Source organism: Ignavibacteria bacterium (assembly GCA_015709655.1).
Taxonomy (GTDB): Bacteria; Bacteroidota; Ignavibacteria; order Kapaibacteriales; family Kapaibacteriaceae; genus OLB6.
Window position 1 is genome coordinate 1,939,596 of sequence record CP054181.1, and the last position, 15,693, is coordinate 1,955,288.

General features: G+C 50.7%; 25 protein-coding genes and 1 riboswitch. Of the genes, 24 read left to right on the plus strand and 1 reads right to left on the minus strand.

All coding sequences use genetic code 11. The features are described from left to right. Positions 1–41: 41 nt before the first annotated feature. The 24 genes from rpsQ (at position 42) to HRU79_07940 (ending at position 14,156) form a co-directional block, all read left to right on the plus strand. Positions 42–368, plus strand: coding sequence for a 30S ribosomal protein S17 (gene rpsQ, locus HRU79_07825; GenBank protein ID QOJ27299.1), 327 nt, complete (start codon positions 42–44; stop codon positions 366–368). 12 nt (positions 369–380) lie between these two features. Next, entirely contained in the window at positions 381–749 is a 369-nt protein-coding gene (gene rplN, locus HRU79_07830; protein ID QOJ26561.1) for a 50S ribosomal protein L14, read from the plus strand. Between the two features lie 11 nt (positions 750–760). Next, positions 761–1,075: a 50S ribosomal protein L24 gene (gene rplX, locus HRU79_07835; protein QOJ27300.1), complete on the plus strand. Its 315-nt coding sequence runs from the start codon at positions 761–763 to the stop codon at positions 1,073–1,075. A gap of 2 nt (positions 1,076–1,077) precedes the next feature. After that, positions 1,078–1,701: a 50S ribosomal protein L5 gene (gene rplE, locus HRU79_07840; GenBank protein QOJ26562.1), complete on the plus strand. Its 624-nt coding sequence runs from the start codon at positions 1,078–1,080 to the stop codon at positions 1,699–1,701. An 11-nt stretch (positions 1,702–1,712) separates the two neighbouring features. Beyond that, the gene (rpsN, locus tag HRU79_07845) at positions 1,713–1,982 is read left to right on the plus strand and encodes a 30S ribosomal protein S14 (protein ID QOJ26563.1); all 270 of its coding nucleotides are present in this window, start codon (positions 1,713–1,715) and stop codon (positions 1,980–1,982) included. Between the two features lie 41 nt (positions 1,983–2,023). After that, positions 2,024–2,419, plus strand: coding sequence for a 30S ribosomal protein S8 (rpsH, locus tag HRU79_07850; GenBank protein QOJ26564.1), 396 nt, complete (start codon positions 2,024–2,026; stop codon positions 2,417–2,419). A gap of 13 nt (positions 2,420–2,432) precedes the next feature. Next, positions 2,433–2,972 carry a 50S ribosomal protein L6 gene (rplF, locus tag HRU79_07855; GenBank protein QOJ26565.1) on the plus strand — a complete coding sequence of 180 codons (540 nt, stop codon included), beginning with the start codon at positions 2,433–2,435 and terminating at the stop codon, positions 2,970–2,972. Positions 2,973–2,985: 13 nt separating this feature from the next. Further along, complete coding sequence (locus HRU79_07860) at positions 2,986–3,357, plus strand: 50S ribosomal protein L18 (protein QOJ26566.1); 372 nt, start codon at positions 2,986–2,988, stop codon at positions 3,355–3,357. Positions 3,358–3,375: 18 nt separating this feature from the next. Next, positions 3,376–3,879 (plus strand): 30S ribosomal protein S5, encoded by a 504-nt coding sequence (rpsE, locus tag HRU79_07865; protein QOJ26567.1) that lies wholly within the window; start codon positions 3,376–3,378, stop codon positions 3,877–3,879. Between the two features lie 18 nt (positions 3,880–3,897). Continuing rightward, positions 3,898–4,080, plus strand: a complete 183-nt coding sequence (gene rpmD / locus HRU79_07870) for a 50S ribosomal protein L30 (protein QOJ26568.1) — start codon at positions 3,898–3,900, stop codon at positions 4,078–4,080. Between the two features lie 6 nt (positions 4,081–4,086). Continuing rightward, complete coding sequence (gene rplO / locus HRU79_07875; protein QOJ26569.1) at positions 4,087–4,548, plus strand: 50S ribosomal protein L15; 462 nt, start codon at positions 4,087–4,089, stop codon at positions 4,546–4,548. Then, positions 4,541–5,893: a preprotein translocase subunit SecY gene (secY, locus tag HRU79_07880; GenBank protein QOJ26570.1), complete on the plus strand. Its 1,353-nt coding sequence runs from the start codon at positions 4,541–4,543 to the stop codon at positions 5,891–5,893. The genes rplO and secY overlap by 8 nt, the downstream gene beginning before the upstream one ends. Before the next feature lie 32 nt (positions 5,894–5,925). Continuing rightward, positions 5,926–6,714 carry a type I methionyl aminopeptidase gene (map, locus tag HRU79_07885; GenBank protein QOJ27301.1) on the plus strand — a complete coding sequence of 263 codons (789 nt, stop codon included), beginning with the start codon at positions 5,926–5,928 and terminating at the stop codon, positions 6,712–6,714. After that, positions 6,711–6,929 (plus strand): translation initiation factor IF-1, encoded by a 219-nt coding sequence (gene infA, locus HRU79_07890; protein QOJ26571.1) that lies wholly within the window; start codon positions 6,711–6,713, stop codon positions 6,927–6,929. Before map ends, infA begins: the two co-directional genes overlap by 4 nt. Positions 6,930–6,944: 15 nt before the next feature. Beyond that, positions 6,945–7,061, plus strand: a complete 117-nt coding sequence (rpmJ, locus tag HRU79_07895; GenBank protein QOJ26572.1) for a 50S ribosomal protein L36 — start codon at positions 6,945–6,947, stop codon at positions 7,059–7,061. Between the two features lie 13 nt (positions 7,062–7,074). After that, positions 7,075–7,452 (plus strand): 30S ribosomal protein S13, encoded by a 378-nt coding sequence (gene rpsM, locus HRU79_07900; protein ID QOJ26573.1) that lies wholly within the window; start codon positions 7,075–7,077, stop codon positions 7,450–7,452. A gap of 46 nt (positions 7,453–7,498) precedes the next feature. Continuing rightward, positions 7,499–7,885, plus strand: coding sequence for a 30S ribosomal protein S11 (rpsK, locus tag HRU79_07905; GenBank protein QOJ26574.1), 387 nt, complete (start codon positions 7,499–7,501; stop codon positions 7,883–7,885). A 66-nt stretch (positions 7,886–7,951) separates the two neighbouring features. Further along, positions 7,952–8,965: a DNA-directed RNA polymerase subunit alpha gene (locus tag HRU79_07910; protein QOJ26575.1), complete on the plus strand. Its 1,014-nt coding sequence runs from the start codon at positions 7,952–7,954 to the stop codon at positions 8,963–8,965. Positions 8,966–8,968: 3 nt separating this feature from the next. Beyond that, the gene (gene rplQ / locus HRU79_07915; GenBank protein QOJ26576.1) at positions 8,969–9,700 is read left to right on the plus strand and encodes a 50S ribosomal protein L17; all 732 of its coding nucleotides are present in this window, start codon (positions 8,969–8,971) and stop codon (positions 9,698–9,700) included. 83 nt (positions 9,701–9,783) lie between these two features. Further along, positions 9,784–10,389: a YihA family ribosome biogenesis GTP-binding protein gene (locus HRU79_07920; GenBank protein ID QOJ26577.1), complete on the plus strand. Its 606-nt coding sequence runs from the start codon at positions 9,784–9,786 to the stop codon at positions 10,387–10,389. A 10-nt stretch (positions 10,390–10,399) separates the two neighbouring features. After that, positions 10,400–10,867: a 5-(carboxyamino)imidazole ribonucleotide mutase gene (gene purE / locus HRU79_07925; protein ID QOJ26578.1), complete on the plus strand. Its 468-nt coding sequence runs from the start codon at positions 10,400–10,402 to the stop codon at positions 10,865–10,867. Between the two features lie 192 nt (positions 10,868–11,059). Further along, a complete protein-coding gene (locus HRU79_07930) occupies positions 11,060–11,398 on the plus strand; it encodes a LysR family transcriptional regulator (GenBank protein QOJ26579.1) in 339 nt (112 codons plus the stop codon). Positions 11,399–11,569: 171 nt separating this feature from the next. Continuing rightward, on the plus strand, positions 11,570–13,477 hold the full coding sequence (locus tag HRU79_07935) for a TonB-dependent receptor (GenBank protein ID QOJ26580.1): 1,908 nt from the start codon (positions 11,570–11,572) through the stop codon (positions 13,475–13,477). Positions 13,478–13,499: 22 nt separating this feature from the next. After that, a complete protein-coding gene (locus tag HRU79_07940) occupies positions 13,500–14,156 on the plus strand; it encodes a molybdopterin-dependent oxidoreductase (GenBank protein ID QOJ26581.1) in 657 nt (218 codons plus the stop codon). Between the two features lie 9 nt (positions 14,157–14,165). On the opposite strand, the gene HRU79_07945 is transcribed toward HRU79_07940, so the two are convergent. Beyond that, positions 14,166–15,527, minus strand: coding sequence for a hypothetical protein (locus HRU79_07945; GenBank protein ID QOJ26582.1), 1,362 nt, complete (start codon positions 15,525–15,527; stop codon positions 14,166–14,168). After that, positions 15,484–15,693: riboswitch (cobalamin riboswitch) on the minus strand. It overlaps the preceding gene by 44 nt.

Genomic DNA, 15,693 nt, shown 5'->3' on the forward strand with positions numbered 1-15,693 from the left:
ACGAAACAAACGAAACCCAGGAAACAACCGCTGCACCGGAAATGGCTGCAACACCAACAACCGAAAGTACGTCTGCGGTAGCACATGCCTCAGCCCCTTCCCAACCTGCGGGCGATACTACCAAGGGCAGAAAGGTGCGTATGGGCAAGGTTGTTAGTAACAAAGCTGATAAAACGATTGTGGTGCGCATCGAACATCAGGTGGCTCACCCCATTTACAAACGCTACTTTAAGCAAAGTAAGAAGATTATGGCGCACGACGAGAAAAACGAATGTAATATCGGTGATACCGTGCGCGTGATTGAGTCGAGGCCGTTAAGCGCACGGAAACGGTGGACTCTGTTAGAAGTAGTTGATAGAGCAAAATAAGGACATCGAACAATGATACTGGAAGAAACTAATCTGGTTGTAGCCGACAATAGCGGTGCCCGCAAACTGCGGTGTATCCGCGTTCTCGGTGGCCACGGAAAACGATATGCCTCGGTAGGTGATGTCGTGGTGTGCTCCGTAAAAGCTGCACTCCCTCAGGGCAACGTTAAAAAAGGTGAAGTTGTTAAGGCGGTTGTTGTGCGCACCAAGAAGGAAGTGCGCCGGCGTGACGGATCGTACATCCGTTTTGACGAAAATGCTGCAGTTGTCATTAATAATAACAACGACCCGCGCGGCACCCGGATTTTTGGTCCGGTAGCCCGTGAACTGCGGGAAAAAAGTTTTATGAAAATTGTATCGCTTGCCCCGGAGGTACTGTAATGGCAACAAAACTGCACATCAAGAAGGGCGATACTGTTAAAGTAATTGCCGGCAACAACAAGGGTGACGTTGGCAGAGTGCTTGTTGTGAACCCCACAAAGATGACGGTACTCGTCGAAGGCGTCAACCTGCGGTCAAAAGCTGTGCGCCCGTCACAAAAACACCCGAATGGTGGAATTGTAAAGCAAGAAGCGCCGGTACATTATTCCAATGTGATGCTTGTTGACAAGCAGGGCAAACCCACGCGGGTTCGTACCACTAGAAAAGTTGATAATAACAAAACAGTTGTCCGGCGAATAGCTGTTACAACCGGTGAGGAATTGTAATCATGGCGAAGACTACACAGAAAAAAGTTGACTTTAAGCCTGAAGGACCAAGGATGGAGGACGTTAAGGAGACTCCGGTTCCCGCGCGCCTTCAGGAGTTTTATAAGCAGACGGTTGTTCCTGCACTGATGAAGAAGTTTAATTATTCAACGGTGATGCAGGTACCCAAGCTTGAAAAAATTGCCATTAACATGGGTGTTGGAGCTGCCACGGGAGATACAAAGCTTCTGCAGTCGGCTGTGAACGAACTGGAATTGATTAGCGGACAGCGTCCCGCCATTACCCGCGCTAAAAAGTCAATCGCAAACTTCAAGCTACGTGAGGGAATGCCGATCGGGGTCCGTGTTACGTTGCGTCGCGCTCACATGTTTGAGTTCTTGGACCGGTTTATCAATATCGTGTCTCCCCGGATCCGCGACTTCAGAGGGTTCTCTGACAAGAGTTTCGACGGACGCGGCAGCTATACCGTTGGACTGAAAGAACAGATCATTTTCCCTGAAATTGATGTTGACAAAGTAAGTAAGATTGGTGGTATGGACATAACATTTGTCACTACAGCCAAAACAGATGAAGAAGCACATGCGTTGCTAAAAGAGTTTGGTTTTCCATTCCACAAGAAAGACTAGGACCGAAGGTTATGTCGAAAAAGAGCATTATCGCCCGTAACGAACGCCGTACCCGCCTTGCCGAGAAGTATGCCGCAAAACGTGCAGAACTTAAGGCAGCCGGTGATATGGATGGCTTGCAGAAACTTCCCCGCAACAGCTCACCGTCGCGTGTGCGCAACCGTTGTCTGGTAACCGGAAGGGGTCGCGGTGTGTATCGGAAATACGGTTTGTGCCGTAATATGTTCAGGCAGCTCGCCCTTGAAGGCAAGATACCCGGAATCCGGAAAGCTAGTTGGTAACCCTTTGAGCTCCATCTAACCAAGAAATAAGAAGATTAACCATGCCAGTAACAGACACAATCGCCGATTTTCTTACGCGCATCCGAAATGCATCATCGGCTAAGCATAAAACCGTAGATGTCCCCAGCTCAAAGCTGAAAGTGGCCATTGCGGAAATATTAAAAGATCAGGGTTTTATTGCCGACTTCAATTTGCGAAGTGAGGGGGTTCAGCCTACGCTCGAAGTTAAGCTTCGGTATTATTACGGGCAGCCTGTCATTCGTGAGATTAAACGTGTAAGTAAACCGGGGCGCCGTGTATATGCCGGTGTTACCGAATTGCCACGCGTACGCAACGGTCTTGGTGTAGCCATTATCTCCACACCCCGTGGAGTAATGTCGGACAAACAAGCCCGCCGCGAAAATGTTGGTGGTGAAATCCTGTGTACGATTTGGTAGGAGAATAAAAGAAATGTCACGAGTAGGTAAAAAACCAATTAACATCCCCAACAACGTGCAGGTAACGTTTGCCGGCGGAAAGTGTACTGTAAAAGGACCGAAGGGCGAATTAGCCTTTGGTGTTGACAATAGCATTACACCGAAGCAGGACGGGCAGATTTTAGTGTTTGAGCGTGCCAACGATGAAAAGAAGGTACGGTCCATGCACGGGTTAACCCGTGCCATCATCGCAGGGATGGTGGAAGGCGTCAGTCAGGGTTTCGAGAAGAAACTGCAGATCGAAGGCGTTGGGTTCAAGGTTGAGCTGCGCGGGAAAGCACTGGTCTTAAACCTCGGGTTTTCGCACCCAATTATGTTTTTCCCACCGGACGGTGTTGAGTTCGTGGTAACATCACCAACGGTCTTTTCGGTAAAAGGAATCGACAAGCAGCTTGTTGGCATGGTTGCCGCCAAAATTCGTGAGCTTCGCAAGCCTGAACCATACAAGGGTAAGGGGATACGCTACGAAGGTGAATATATCCGCCGCAAGGCCGGCAAGTCTGCAGGAAAGTAACAAGGACAAATACATGAATCGTTTCGCATTAAAACGGGCCCGCTACGAACGTCGGAACAGACGCGTACGAGGCAAGATTTCGGGAAACTCTGAGCGACCGCGGCTAACGGTATTCCGTTCCAGCCAGCATATCTACGCTCAGATTATTGATGACACCACAGCAACAACGCTGGCGTCTGCATCAACAACAGACCGTGAGGTTCGCGATCGGATTACTCCTGAAATGAAGAAGACAGACGAAAGCAAGCTGGTTGGCAGTGTCCTTGCTGAACGTGCCAAGGCCGCTCAAGTGTCGAAAGTAGCTTTCGACCGTAACGGATTTCTGTACCATGGCCGCGTTAAAGCGCTGGCCGAAGCAGCCCGCGAGAGCGGGTTGGATTTTTAAGAGAGAACGGAGTCGTACGTGGCAAAACAGAAACTATCGGATTTAAACTTAAAAGATAAAATCGTCTATGTTGGCCGTACAGCCAAGGTTGTAAAAGGCGGACGTCGATTTAATTTTAGTGCAATTGTAATTGTGGGCGATGAGAACGGATACGTTGGCTACGGTCTGGGCAAGGCCGGCGAAGTATCGAATGCCGTTACCAAGGCAACCGAAGCTGCAAAGAAGAGCGTGGTGAAGGTACGGGTTCTAGACGGAACGGTTCCCCACGAAGTAGTTGGTCGGTTCGGAGCTGCAAAGGTCCTTATCCGCCCGGCCACACCTGGTACCGGTGTTATAGCAGCCGGCGGGGTGCGTGCAATCCTGGAGTTAGCCGGTGTTAAGGACGTGCTTACGAAATCAATGGGATCATCAAACCCGCACAACACAGTAAAGGCAACAATGAATGCGCTGGAGCAGCTTGAGGATGTAGCCTCGGTAGCTGCACGCCGCGGGATCAGTATCGAAAAAGTATTGCGCGGTTAGGCCCAAGGAGTAATTATAATGAAACTTAGAATCACACAAGTAAAAAGCTGTATCGGATCACTTAAGAAACACAAGGCCACCATCAAGGCATTGGGCTTGGGACGTCCGAGCTACACAACCATCAAGCCACGGAATCCGCAGATTCTTGGCATGGTGCAAAGTGTCAGGCATTTGGTAACCGTAGAAGAAGTACAGGACTAAGGAGCCATGAAACACATAGGAAATATTCAACCGGCAGCAGGATCGCGTCACCCGAAAAAGCGGGTTGGCCGTGGTGCCGGATCGGGCCATGGTGGTACGTCCACACGGGGCCATAAGGGTCACCAATCCCGTAGTAACTTCAGTCAGTCGCCCGGTTTCGAGGGTGGGCAGATGCCGCTGACGCGGAGGGTTCCCAAGTTTGGTTTTACCAATATTAATCGTATTGAACATCAGGAAGTTAACATCTGCACCCTGGCCGATCTGGTAGAGAGTGGAAAGCTTACCAATGGTGTTGTTACGCCCGACGTATTGTACCGACTTGGTGTAATACGCAAAAAAACGGCACCTGTAAAGGTCCTTGGCGTTGGCAACATCACGGTTGCTCTTACCGTAACGGTAGACAAGATATCGGCATCTGCAAAACAGAAAATCGAATCAGCGGGCGGAGTGGTAAACATCAATGGCTAACATCGTAGAATCCATACGGAATATCTTCAAAATCGAAGAACTTCGGCAGCGGCTAGTTTATACGTTGCTGGCGTTGATTGCTGTGCGGGTGGGCTCGTTTATCACCATTCCGGGTGTTGACGTAGAGCTGCTGCGCGCTGCATCATCATCGGGCGACTCCGGCGGGCTGTTTGGTCTGTTCGACATGTTTGTTGGCGGTGCCTTCTCGAATGCTGCCGTCTTCGCACTTGGTATCATGCCCTACATCTCGGCAAGTATCATCCTGCAGATTGCAGGCGTGGTGCTGCCTGAGCTGCAACGGCTGCAACGGCAGGGCGATGATGGTCGGCGCAAAATCAACCAGTACACCCGGTATCTTACCGTGGGGCTGGCGGCACTGCAATCGTGGGGCGTTACAATCAAGGTTGCACAAACAACGGCAAACGGTATGAGCGTTGTTGCTGATCCCACATTCTTCTGGACGATTTCTTCGATTCTGATTCTTACCGGTGGCACGATAGGCTTAATGTGGATAGGTGAGCAGATCACCGAGCGAGGCATCGGCAATGGTATCTCGCTCATCATTATGATTGGCATTATTGCACAGTTCCCGATTGCAATGCTTCAGGAATACAACCTGATTGAGAGCGGAGCCCGTAACCTGGTGATTGACATCGTACTGCTGCTGTTGCTGGCAGGTATTATCGGTGCTGTGGTTCTTGTTACTCAGGGTGCCCGACGCATTCCGGTACAGTACGCCAAACGTCAGGTTGGCCGAAAGGTTTACGGTGGCGGCACTCAGTACATTCCGCTCCGCGTAAATACTGCCGGTGTTATGCCAATCATCTTTGCTCAATCGATACTGTTCGTACCGGCAACGGTGGCATCGTTCTTCCCTGACAACCAAACACTGCAGGCCCTTGCAGGTGCGTTTAACCCCCAAAGTTTCTGGTACGCACTTATCTACGGCGTTATTATCCTGTTCTTTACATACTTCTACACCGCTATTACCTTTAACCCGAAGGAAGTAGCTGACAATATGAAAAAGAACGGCGGCTTTATTCCTGGCATACGTCCGGGAGCTCATACGTCTGAATACATCGAGAACATCCTAACCCGCATTACGTTGCCGGGCGCTATTTTCCTGGCAATTGTTGCCATCCTGCCAACCCTTGCAATGAATCTGCTCCAGGTACCGCCGATTTTTGCTTCATTCTTTGGCGGCACCAGCTTGCTGATTGTTGTCGGTGTGGCATTAGACACTCTCCAGCAGATTGAATCACACCTGCTGATGCGTCACTACGACGGATTCATGAAGAGTGGAAAAATGCGCGGCAGGGCCGGTGCTCTTGGTGGTGGAATGTAAACAAACAGATTACAGTGATAGAAACAGAAACCATAGTACCCGTAAACTCCGAAGCCGATATCGAGCTGCTGGCCGCTGCAGGAGCAGTTGTTGCCGAAACGCTTGACCTGGTTGAAGACGCTATTGCACCCGGGATTACTACGCAGGAGCTTGATAAGCTTGCCGAAGATTTTATCCTGAGTAAAGGGGCTAAACCTGCCTTTAAAGGGTATAGGGTCGGACACCTTGAGTTTCCGTTTTCGCTGTGCATCAGCATCGACGAGGAAGTTGTTCACGGAATGCCGTCAAACAGAATGCTCAAGGAAGGGCAGATTGTTAGTATTGACTGCGGTGCCGAGCTGGACGGCTTCTTTGGTGACAGTGCGCGAACCGTGGGTGTTGGAACAATCCCGGCCGAAAAGCAACGGTTGCTGGATGTTACCCGCGAAGCTTTAATGCTTGGCATTGAAGCAGCTGTAGAAGGTGATAAAATTTATAGTATTTCAAAAGCTGTACAAACCCACGTCGAAAAGAACGGGTTCTCGGTTGTGCGTGAACTGGTAGGACACGGCATTGGCCGCAACCTGCACGAAGAACCGCCTGTGCCCAATTTTGTGCCAGGTCTTCTGCACCGCTCCCGATACCCTAATCTGAAGCTGCGTAACGGTATGGCTCTGGCAATTGAGCCCATGGTAAATATGGGACTCTTCCAGGTGCATACCGCCAGTGACGGGTGGACGGTGTACACGGCCGACGCAAAACCGTCGGCTCACTTTGAACATACTGTAGTTATTAACGGAACAACACCACGCATTTTAACCTTATCACGAAGGAACGGATGAGCAAGGACGATACCATCCGCGTTGACGGCACAATTGTAGAGGCTTTGCCTAATACACAGTTTATTGTGCAGTTGGAAAACGGACATCAGATACATGCTCATGTTTCAGGTAAGATGAGAATGCACTTTATTAAAATTTTCCGTGGCGATAAAGTCACGGTCGAAATGTCGCCCTACGACCTTACAAAGGGACGCATCGTTTACAGATACAAATAAGCAGGAGTACTATCCATGAAAGTTCAGGCATCGGTAAAAAAGCGTAGCCCCGACGACAAAATTGTCCGTCGAAAAGGGAAGGTATACATCATTAACAAAAAAAATCCACGCTACAAGCAGCGTCAAGGGTAACAGGAAATAAACAATGGCACGTATAGCAGGCATAGACCTTCCAAAGAACAAGCGTGGCATCGTGGCACTTACCTACATTTTTGGTGTAGGTCCCACAACAAGCCGCGACGTTCTTGACAAGGCAGGGATAGATCCCACCAAGCGCGTACAAACATGGACGGACGATGAGATAGCTCGTATCAGGCAGGCTCTGAGCGACTACAAAACCGAAGGCCAGTTGCGCTCTGAAATTCAACTGAATATCAAGCGGCTGATGGATATTGGTTGCTACCGCGGCCTGCGCCATCGGCGCGGTCTGCCGGTGCGCGGTCAGCGTACACGTACCAACGCACGTACTCGTAAGGGCAAGCGTAAGACAGTTGCCGGCAAGAAGAAGGCAGCACGTAAGTAAGAATTAATAAACCGATAAACCCGGGGCCATCCCGGACGGAGATAACATGGCAGCAGTAAAAAAACGCGTCAAACGCAAAATCGTAGCCGACGTTCACGGTAAAGCATTTGTGCGCGCCACATTTAACAACGTTGTGGTAACCATCACCGATACCTACGGTAACACCCTTACATGGTCGTCCGCCGGTAAGAACGGTTTCCGTGGTTCCAAAAAGAACACACCGTATGCCTCGCAGGTTTCAGCCGAAAAAGCTGCACGGCAGGCATTCGAAATGGGCTTGAGGAAGGTTGACGTGGTTGTACGTGGTCCGGGATCAGGCAGGGAAGCAGCCGTGCGTGCCCTAACCCAGGCAGGGCTGGAAGTACTGTCGATTACCGACCGCACTCCGCTCCCGCATAACGGGTGCCGTCCGCCAAAACGCAGACGGGTGTAAACCTAAGCCCCTTCCAACTTTTTGTTTTTCCCTCATCATCAACACGAACATCTCTCAAGGATAACCATGAACACTTTAATGCAGATGCCCGAGCGGCTGGTGGTTGAACACCTAGGCTCTGAATTTCATGCGCTGTTTACACTTAACCCGCTGGAAGAAGGCTATGGTGTAACCATCGGGAATTCTCTTCGCAGGGTTCTTCTGTCGTCAATCCAAGGTTCGGCAATCACCGGAGTGAAAATCTCCGATGTTCTGCACGAATTCCAAACCATTCCCGGTGTTACGGAAGATATGTGCGAGATTATCCTGAACCTGAAAGAAATCCAATTGCGCGCCGTTGACGGAAAGCTTCCTCAGCGTATTTCGTTTACAGTAAAGGGTGGCGGACAGTGGACGGCTAAGTCGATTGCCGACGCTACGTCCGAAGTCGAAGTGCTTGACCCGAATAAGGTAATTGCTAATCTTGCTGATGATGCCGAATTTGATGTTGAACTTCGTGTTGGCTTTGGCACAGGATACGTACCGGCCGAAGAACAGAATACATCGGACTTCCCGGTTGGTATGCTACCAATCGACTCGGTGTACACACCAATAAAGAATGTTATTTACAAGGTTGAGCCGTTCCGCGTTGGACAGAAAACCGACTATGAAAAGTTAACGCTCGATGTGTTAACCGACGGCTCGATCACTGCCGAAAAGGCTTTGCAGGATGCTGCCAAAATCCTGGCCGACCATATCAGGTATTTCCGTGGCGCTCTTGCGGTGTCGGATGAAGTACCCTCGGTGGATGGTCTGCTTTCAGGTAGCGAGAAAGATCGTGAACGCATCCGGTTACGGAAGATACTGCTACAGCCGGTAGACGAGATGGAGTTAAGCGTACGCGCACATAATTGTTTGAAGGCAGCCAATATTAAAATTCTGGCAGATCTTGTTAGCCTTCAGGAAACCGATTTATTAAAATTCAGGAATTTTGGCCGAAAAAGTCTTGCCGAATTAACCGATGTTGTTTACCAAAGCGGTTTATCATTTGGTATGGACGTATCGCCTTACATCCAAGACGAACTCAAAGGAAGCGAATAAAAGATGAGACATGGGTATGCAGGGCGGAAGCTTAAGCGCACCGCCAGTCACCGTAAAGCGTTGCTATCGAATCTTGCAACCAGCCTGTTCGAACACAAGCGTGTGCGGACAACGGTTGCCAAGGCTAAGGAACTTCGTCCGTTTGCCGAGCAACTGATTACCCGCGCCCGCAAAGCCTACAGTGCGGAACGTGCAAACAATGCCGGCGGTGTAGATGTACACAACCGTAGAATGGTTGGACGTTTTATTCGCAACAAGGCTGTGCTGCAAGAGTTGTTTGATACTATCGCACCCGTAGTTGCAGAACGTAACGGCGGTTATACACGAATCACTAAACTTGGTCAGCGCCGCGGCGATCAAAGTCCCGAAGCTATTATCGAGTTGGTGGATTGGTCAAATGCACAAGATGGGCGCGTAAGCAGTAAGGGTGGCCGGAAGGCAAAAGCCTCAAAACCTGCTAAGCCCTCTAAGCCAGCAGGCGCTGAGGCATTAACGGCTTCTGCTGCAGCAGGTGCGGTTGCCACGGCTGCTGAACCTGTTGCTGAATCAGCTGCCGATGCTGTGGCTGAACAGGACGTTGCACCGGTAACCGAAACCACGGTTGATACTGTTGTCGAAGAGCAGGCCGAAGCAGTTGCTCCCGAGGCCGAAGCAGTGCAAGATGACGCACCACTTGCCGATGATGCATCCGAAGCAGGTGATGCACCGGCCGGCGACGAAGAAAAGAGCGAATAATCGCCGACACAGATGTCGGCATTCGACGCCGGACGTTCCAGCGTCCGGCGTTTTTGTTTTTACAACCGGAAGGACGTCCTTTCATGGAAACCATTCAGGCATCATTCATCACTGGAGCGGTAAGCCCGGAACAGTTCCCGGTGCATACCCTGCCGGAGGTTGCCATGATTGGGAGAAGTAATGTTGGCAAAAGCTCGCTTATTAACCGTATCGTGCTGCAAGGCAACGTAGCACGGGTTTCAAATACTCCGGGTAAAACCCGTGAGATAAACTTCTTTAATACAAGCATGGGTTTTGTACTGGTGGACCTTCCGGGTTACGGCTATGCACGGGTGAGCAAGCAACACCGTGCCGGTTTTAGCGTGCTGATCCGCCGGTATCTGATTGAACGCCCGAATATGGCGCTCGCTTGCGTTCTGGTTGACAGCAGACACGATCCGATGGAAAGTGACCTGGCAATGATTGAGGAGCTTGAATTTGCCAGCCGCCCATACACAGTTCTGCTCACTAAAACCGATAAGCTGAAACCAACCCAGGTTAAGGAGCGCACTCTGCAGCTGCGGCATCTGCTGGAACACTGCAGGCACTGTGTTGACGTGATTGCAACGTCATCCGAAACAGGTGAGGGAAGATCAAGTGTGCTTGGTATGATTAAAAGACTTTGTTCGCAGTTCAACAAACCATCGTAAAGGTAATGGTATGGTAGGAATTGTTATGGGAAGTGACTCGGACCTACCGGTGATGCGGGAAGCAGCAGCCGTATGCGATGAGTTCGGAGTCCCGTATGAAATTCGAATTGTAAGCGCCCATCGTACACCGGCAGACATGGCTGACTATGGTACAACTGCCCGCAACCGTGGTATTCACATCATCATTGCCGGAGCAGGCGGGGCAGCCCACCTTCCGGGAATGCTTGCGTCGTTTAGTACCGTTCCGGTAATCGGTGTTCCGATTCCGTCCAAACATCTTAATGGCCTTGACTCACTGCTAAGCATTGTTCAAATGCCGGCAGGAGTGCCGGTTGCAACTGTTGCAATAGGCGGCGGTAGGAATGCCGGCCTCCTGGCTGTTCAGATTTTATCAGTCTCGGATCATGACCTGCATAACAAGCTGCAGACGTATAAAGATGCTCTGGCAGATGAGTCACGCAGTAAACGTACTGACTAAGACGGTACGTAAAACCGGCTTCCGGTACATTGCTGCAAATCCCTCCGCGCCCGGATGCCACATCACCGTTCACCCTTCAGGCAGGTTGTCCGGCTTGCTGGTTAAACAGCAGACGTAACCTGATTTATATCATATTTTCCGGTGCACCAAGTCCGTAACATTGCACTATGCTTAGTTGGGCATAGTGGTAACATGAAAAAATTTACTGTCAGAGTGCGAGTATGGGTAAACGAAGCCGAGGGGCCGTTCCTTGGCCCGGGAAGAGTACGTCTGCTGGAGAAGATTCATGAAACCGGCTCAATTACGAATGCAGCTCGAGCTATGAAAATGTCGTACCGGCAAGCCTGGCAGTTGGTCGAAGACATGAACAGCCGCGCCAAACAGCCTCTGGTAGAAAAAATATTGGGTGGTAAAAACGGCAGCGGATCGGTCCTGACCAAGGTGGGAGAACGAGCCATTGCTGAGTTTTACCGCATCCAGTCCGAACTTCAGAACCAAGCCGACGAACTGTCAAAAAAATTAACACTATAAAAATTTTTACCCTTCAGTATGCTAAAAAAAACACAGTGGAGTGGCCGATTTGCACAGAGGTTAGGAGTGCTGCATCTTATTATTCTGGTGTGTACCGCCCTTGCGCCTGGGCTGCAGGCGCATCCCGATTCAGCTTCGGTGCACCCCCCGACGGAACAGGGAACAGATTCAATGGAAGTTTTCCAGCTGGGCCAGGTTACAGTAACCGGGTCACCTAACCGAGATCTGACCAGCGAGGTTGGCAGCGCCGATATGAAACGATGGAACACTCACCAGGTTTCTGATGCACTGTCACTCCTGCCCGGCATCGCCCTGGCACGGTCGGGTCAGCGTAACGAAACGTCCGTCACGGTTCGCGGGTTTGATTTGCGTGCCGTGCCCGTGTTTATGGATGGTTTGCCGGTATACATTCCGTACGATGGTAATGTGGACCTTGCACGGTTTACCACGTACGACCTTGCCATGGTCTCAGTGCAGAAAGGCTACTCTTCGCTTCTGTACGGACCAAACGCCCTGGGAGGAGTAATCAACATCGTGTCACGCAAGCCTGTACGAGAGCTGGAGTACGATGCATCCGCGGGGATGATCTCGTCAAACGGCTACAGCACCAACGGTAATATCGGAGGTCGGTGGCAGCAGTGGTATCTGCAAGGGGGCTTTGGCATGCTGCACAGCAGTGCCTACAGGATGTCGGCAGACTTTGCAGCTACGGACAAAGAAAACGGCGGCATGCGCGATAACTCATACCGAGCGGATAAGAAGTTTACCTTCAAGGCAGGATGGATGCCAGCGGACGGGCATGAGTACGTTGTTGGCTATGCTGCTCAGACAGGATCAAAGGGGAACCCGGTGTACACCGGCACGGACGAGAATAACGCTCTTTTCAGGAAGCCACGATACTGGCAGTGGCCCGCCTGGAACAAGGAGCTTGTGTATCTGCTTTCTAAAACAGCCATCACCGGAGACGCTACACTGAAGGGAAAGGCATATTACGACAAATTCGTCAATACCATAAATAGTTACGATGATGCAACCTACACGACACAGAATAAACCATACGCATTTACCAGTAACTATAGTGACTATACGGTGGGCGGTGGCCTGGTGTATGAAGACACGCGGTTTGCAGACAATGCCCTTTCACTAACTGTTCAGGTAAAGTCAGATATGCACCGCGAGCATAACAATGGTGAGCCGGTCAGGCACATTCAGGATGCTATCGTGTACGTGGCTGCAGAGAACGTTGTTAGCCTTTCAAACACCATCGTGCTTGTACCGGGTCTGGCGTACAGCATTCAGAACAACCTTAGAGCAGAGGATCTTACCGCTAACGATGAAATTGTGAACTTCCCTGAAGCAGATGCACATGCAGCTATCAACGGACAGATGGCGGCTTTTTACAACATTGATAACGCCAACTCCCTAAGCCTTACTCTGGCGCGCAAAACCAGATTTGCCACGCTGAAAGACCGGTATTCCTACCGAATGGGAACAGCCATACCAAATCCGAATCTGAAACCGGAAAATGCGATGAATTACGATTGTACCTATACCGGAAATCTTGGTGAGAATCTGTTCTGTCAGGCCTCACTCTACTACAGTCACATTACCAACGTAATCCTGAGTGTCAGCAACGTTCAGCCGGGCAAGGCCCAAACTCAAAATGCGGGTTCTGCAGAGTTTATGGGCTTTGACGGAGCAATACGATACTCGCCCACACAAGCCGTAACCACGGGTATTAATGGCTCATATATCCGGCAGAACAACCTAACGCACCCGTCATTGTACTTTATCGGCGTCCCTTCAGCAGTGATCCGTGCATACGCAATCTATACGGTGCTTGACGGCGTCAGAGTACAGGCAGGCACGGAATACAACTCAATGCGGTACAGTACCAGCTACGGAACGTCAGTGCCCGGGTATCATGTTACCGACGTAATGGTATCCAGCCGCTTATGGAAGAACCTGGTCCTGGAGGGCGGTGTGCGAAACCTGTTCGACGCGAATTATATGATCAGTGAAGGATATCCCGAAGAAGGAAGAAACGCGTTTGTAACCGTCCGGATTAACGGGTATTAAAATTTATTAAGATAGAGGCAATATGAAAGAACGAATTAGATTTATAGCTTTAACACTAACCGTTACACTGTGTATTGCCGGATGTACAAAGCCCAGGCAGGAGCTCGGTGCAGGTGCGCACCATGGTGTGCATGAACATCCAGGTGCAAATGCTCAAAACGCAGAAACTGATGAATGTACAGTCGTGGTATCGGCAGCAGACAGCATGAAGTACGTAAGTCGCACACTCAGTGTTGGTGGTGATGTATTGCACCCTCTGGTGCTAACAGTTGACTCGCTGCGGTCAATGCAGGTGCATACGATCTCGGATTTTGACGTTGTGTGTTCAACCGGCGCCACCGTAAACCGTCACACATCCAGCAAGGGTGTGCTGCTCAAGGAGATTCTGGAAAAAGCAGTAATCCGTCAGTCAAACCACAAGGACCGCAACTTCTACATTGTAGCTCGTGCTACCGACAATTATAAAGCCACATTCTCGTGGGCAGAGCTGTTTAACAGCGTCACCGGCGATAGTGTGTATGTGTTGTTCGAAGAAAACGGGCATCCCATACAAACACAGGGCAGCATGGTACTGATCAGCACGTCCGACATCAAGTCGGGGCCGCGCCACGTAATCTGGCTGCAAAGTATCGACGTTTACAAAGTGCCCCCTCGGCCTGTTAGGGTGGAGGGGGCCTGAGTTTCCGTTTTAGTACTTGAGTAGTACAACAACCTGTTCGCCGCTGAGCACCACATAGGTGCCCGCGGGCAGATCCGAAATGCGGATGGTATGTGATGATTCATCTATCATTGAAACCGGCAGTTGTGTGCCATGAATACCAAAGACTTCTACCGGTGCATTGCCGATGAACGGCAGACGTACCGTTGCCGCACTGGTAGCAATGCTGCCTGCTACTGGTAATCCAGCGCCTTCGGCAACCGACGTTACCTCCGGAATGGTAAACACCACAACGTTACCGCGTGGCTCGTAGGTTACCTTATCGAGTGTTAAGCCAACCCATACCTTGTTATCGAAAATGGCAACCGGATCGGCCTTTGCCGGAAGATCAACTTCCTTAACAAACGATCCATCCGGCATTGAATACACCAGTAGTGTACCCTTATAGGTCGTCACAAACAACAGGTTTTCTCCAATTGCCATTTCCCGGGGTCCATCGTAGCCTGAGGTTGGAGTAGCAATCTCTGCATCGGGAACAAGAGTGTGCGTTGTTCCGTCAACTTGAAGTATTGAATGTGCACCGTTCATACTTACCAGCAGATCGTCGCCAAGTGCGACCATGTATGCCGGAGTATCGCCCAGCAGTGTATTGGTTGTGGCTCCTGTTGCGCTAACCCACGTTATCCCGCCGTCCGCCTTACCATACAATCCCTCGCACAGTACTGCTGCCGAAAAAACGCCCGGCTGCTCCTGGCGTACCATTACCTGAATCGGATTAACGCCTACTTCAATTTCCGTACGTTCCAATGTTTCAAGGTTGACGATGATAAGCGTACCCGGCTCGGTATATGTTGGGCGAGTAGTGATGTACAGATACGGAGTCCGTTCATCGTAGGTAAGAGCCGACACATTCGGTGCATAGATAGCCGTAGCAGACCGCTGTTGAGTATTCAGCGCATAGGTGTACACCGAGTCGCCGATACCTGCGAACAACAGCCCCGTATTAAAGTCAACCGCAACCCTGGATCCCCCAACAACGCCACCCGATGCCCATGGAAAGTTAACAGACGACACGGTATCCAGTGTAAACCGGTCCAGAATCAGCCACTGTCCCGGGAGATCGCCCTCATCCTGCACATCGTTAAAATCAAAGTCAACATGTTTAGTAAACACGTGAACCCTGAACGTATCCGGGATAATTGCAGCAACCGTAGGTTGCGTGTGAATTGTAATTTGTGCCAGGCAGGCACCTGCAGAAAATAAAGAAACCAACAACCACACACCAATGCGCATGGCATACCCTTTCGGAAACCACCGGTTCAGCGCCGGCAGCGCGGCATCGCCGCTGGTGAATAATAAAGGTACCGTCAGGTATTCCGACTCTGGCATCATCCGCATTGGTTCGCCTTCCCAAGCCCCCTGCCACAGCAGAAAGCGCTCAGTGGCTGCTGAAACAGCGTGAACCAACTTGTACACCATCACGGCGGCGCGACCGTGCGGGAATTACACCCGCTTCCCTGTTGTAACGATGAACGGTACCGGTGGGCAAACTTACAAA

Coding starts and splice junctions, on each gene's coding strand:
- rplQ (QOJ26576.1), top strand. CDS start 8,969: ATGAGACATGGGTATGCAGGGCGGAAGCTTAAGCGCACCGCCAGTCAC.
- rplO (QOJ26569.1), top strand. CDS start 4,087: ATGAAACACATAGGAAATATTCAACCGGCAGCAGGATCGCGTCACCCG.
- rpsQ (QOJ27299.1), top strand. CDS start 42: ATGGCTGCAACACCAACAACCGAAAGTACGTCTGCGGTAGCACATGCC.
- HRU79_07945 (QOJ26582.1), bottom strand. CDS start 15,527: ATGATGCCAGAGTCGGAATACCTGACGGTACCTTTATTATTCACCAGC.
- purE (QOJ26578.1), top strand. CDS start 10,400: ATGGTAGGAATTGTTATGGGAAGTGACTCGGACCTACCGGTGATGCGG.
- HRU79_07930 (QOJ26579.1), top strand. CDS start 11,060: ATGAAAAAATTTACTGTCAGAGTGCGAGTATGGGTAAACGAAGCCGAG.
- infA (QOJ26571.1), top strand. CDS start 6,711: ATGAGCAAGGACGATACCATCCGCGTTGACGGCACAATTGTAGAGGCT.
- rpmD (QOJ26568.1), top strand. CDS start 3,898: ATGAAACTTAGAATCACACAAGTAAAAAGCTGTATCGGATCACTTAAG.
- rpsH (QOJ26564.1), top strand. CDS start 2,024: ATGCCAGTAACAGACACAATCGCCGATTTTCTTACGCGCATCCGAAAT.
- HRU79_07910 (QOJ26575.1), top strand. CDS start 7,952: ATGAACACTTTAATGCAGATGCCCGAGCGGCTGGTGGTTGAACACCTA.
- rpsM (QOJ26573.1), top strand. CDS start 7,075: ATGGCACGTATAGCAGGCATAGACCTTCCAAAGAACAAGCGTGGCATC.
- rplF (QOJ26565.1), top strand. CDS start 2,433: ATGTCACGAGTAGGTAAAAAACCAATTAACATCCCCAACAACGTGCAG.
- secY (QOJ26570.1), top strand. CDS start 4,541: ATGGCTAACATCGTAGAATCCATACGGAATATCTTCAAAATCGAAGAA.
- HRU79_07935 (QOJ26580.1), top strand. CDS start 11,570: ATGGAAGTTTTCCAGCTGGGCCAGGTTACAGTAACCGGGTCACCTAAC.
- HRU79_07920 (QOJ26577.1), top strand. CDS start 9,784: ATGGAAACCATTCAGGCATCATTCATCACTGGAGCGGTAAGCCCGGAA.
- HRU79_07940 (QOJ26581.1), top strand. CDS start 13,500: ATGAAAGAACGAATTAGATTTATAGCTTTAACACTAACCGTTACACTG.
- rpmJ (QOJ26572.1), top strand. CDS start 6,945: ATGAAAGTTCAGGCATCGGTAAAAAAGCGTAGCCCCGACGACAAAATT.
- rplE (QOJ26562.1), top strand. CDS start 1,078: ATGGCGAAGACTACACAGAAAAAAGTTGACTTTAAGCCTGAAGGACCA.
- rplN (QOJ26561.1), top strand. CDS start 381: ATGATACTGGAAGAAACTAATCTGGTTGTAGCCGACAATAGCGGTGCC.
- HRU79_07860 (QOJ26566.1), top strand. CDS start 2,986: ATGAATCGTTTCGCATTAAAACGGGCCCGCTACGAACGTCGGAACAGA.
- rpsN (QOJ26563.1), top strand. CDS start 1,713: ATGTCGAAAAAGAGCATTATCGCCCGTAACGAACGCCGTACCCGCCTT.
- rpsK (QOJ26574.1), top strand. CDS start 7,499: ATGGCAGCAGTAAAAAAACGCGTCAAACGCAAAATCGTAGCCGACGTT.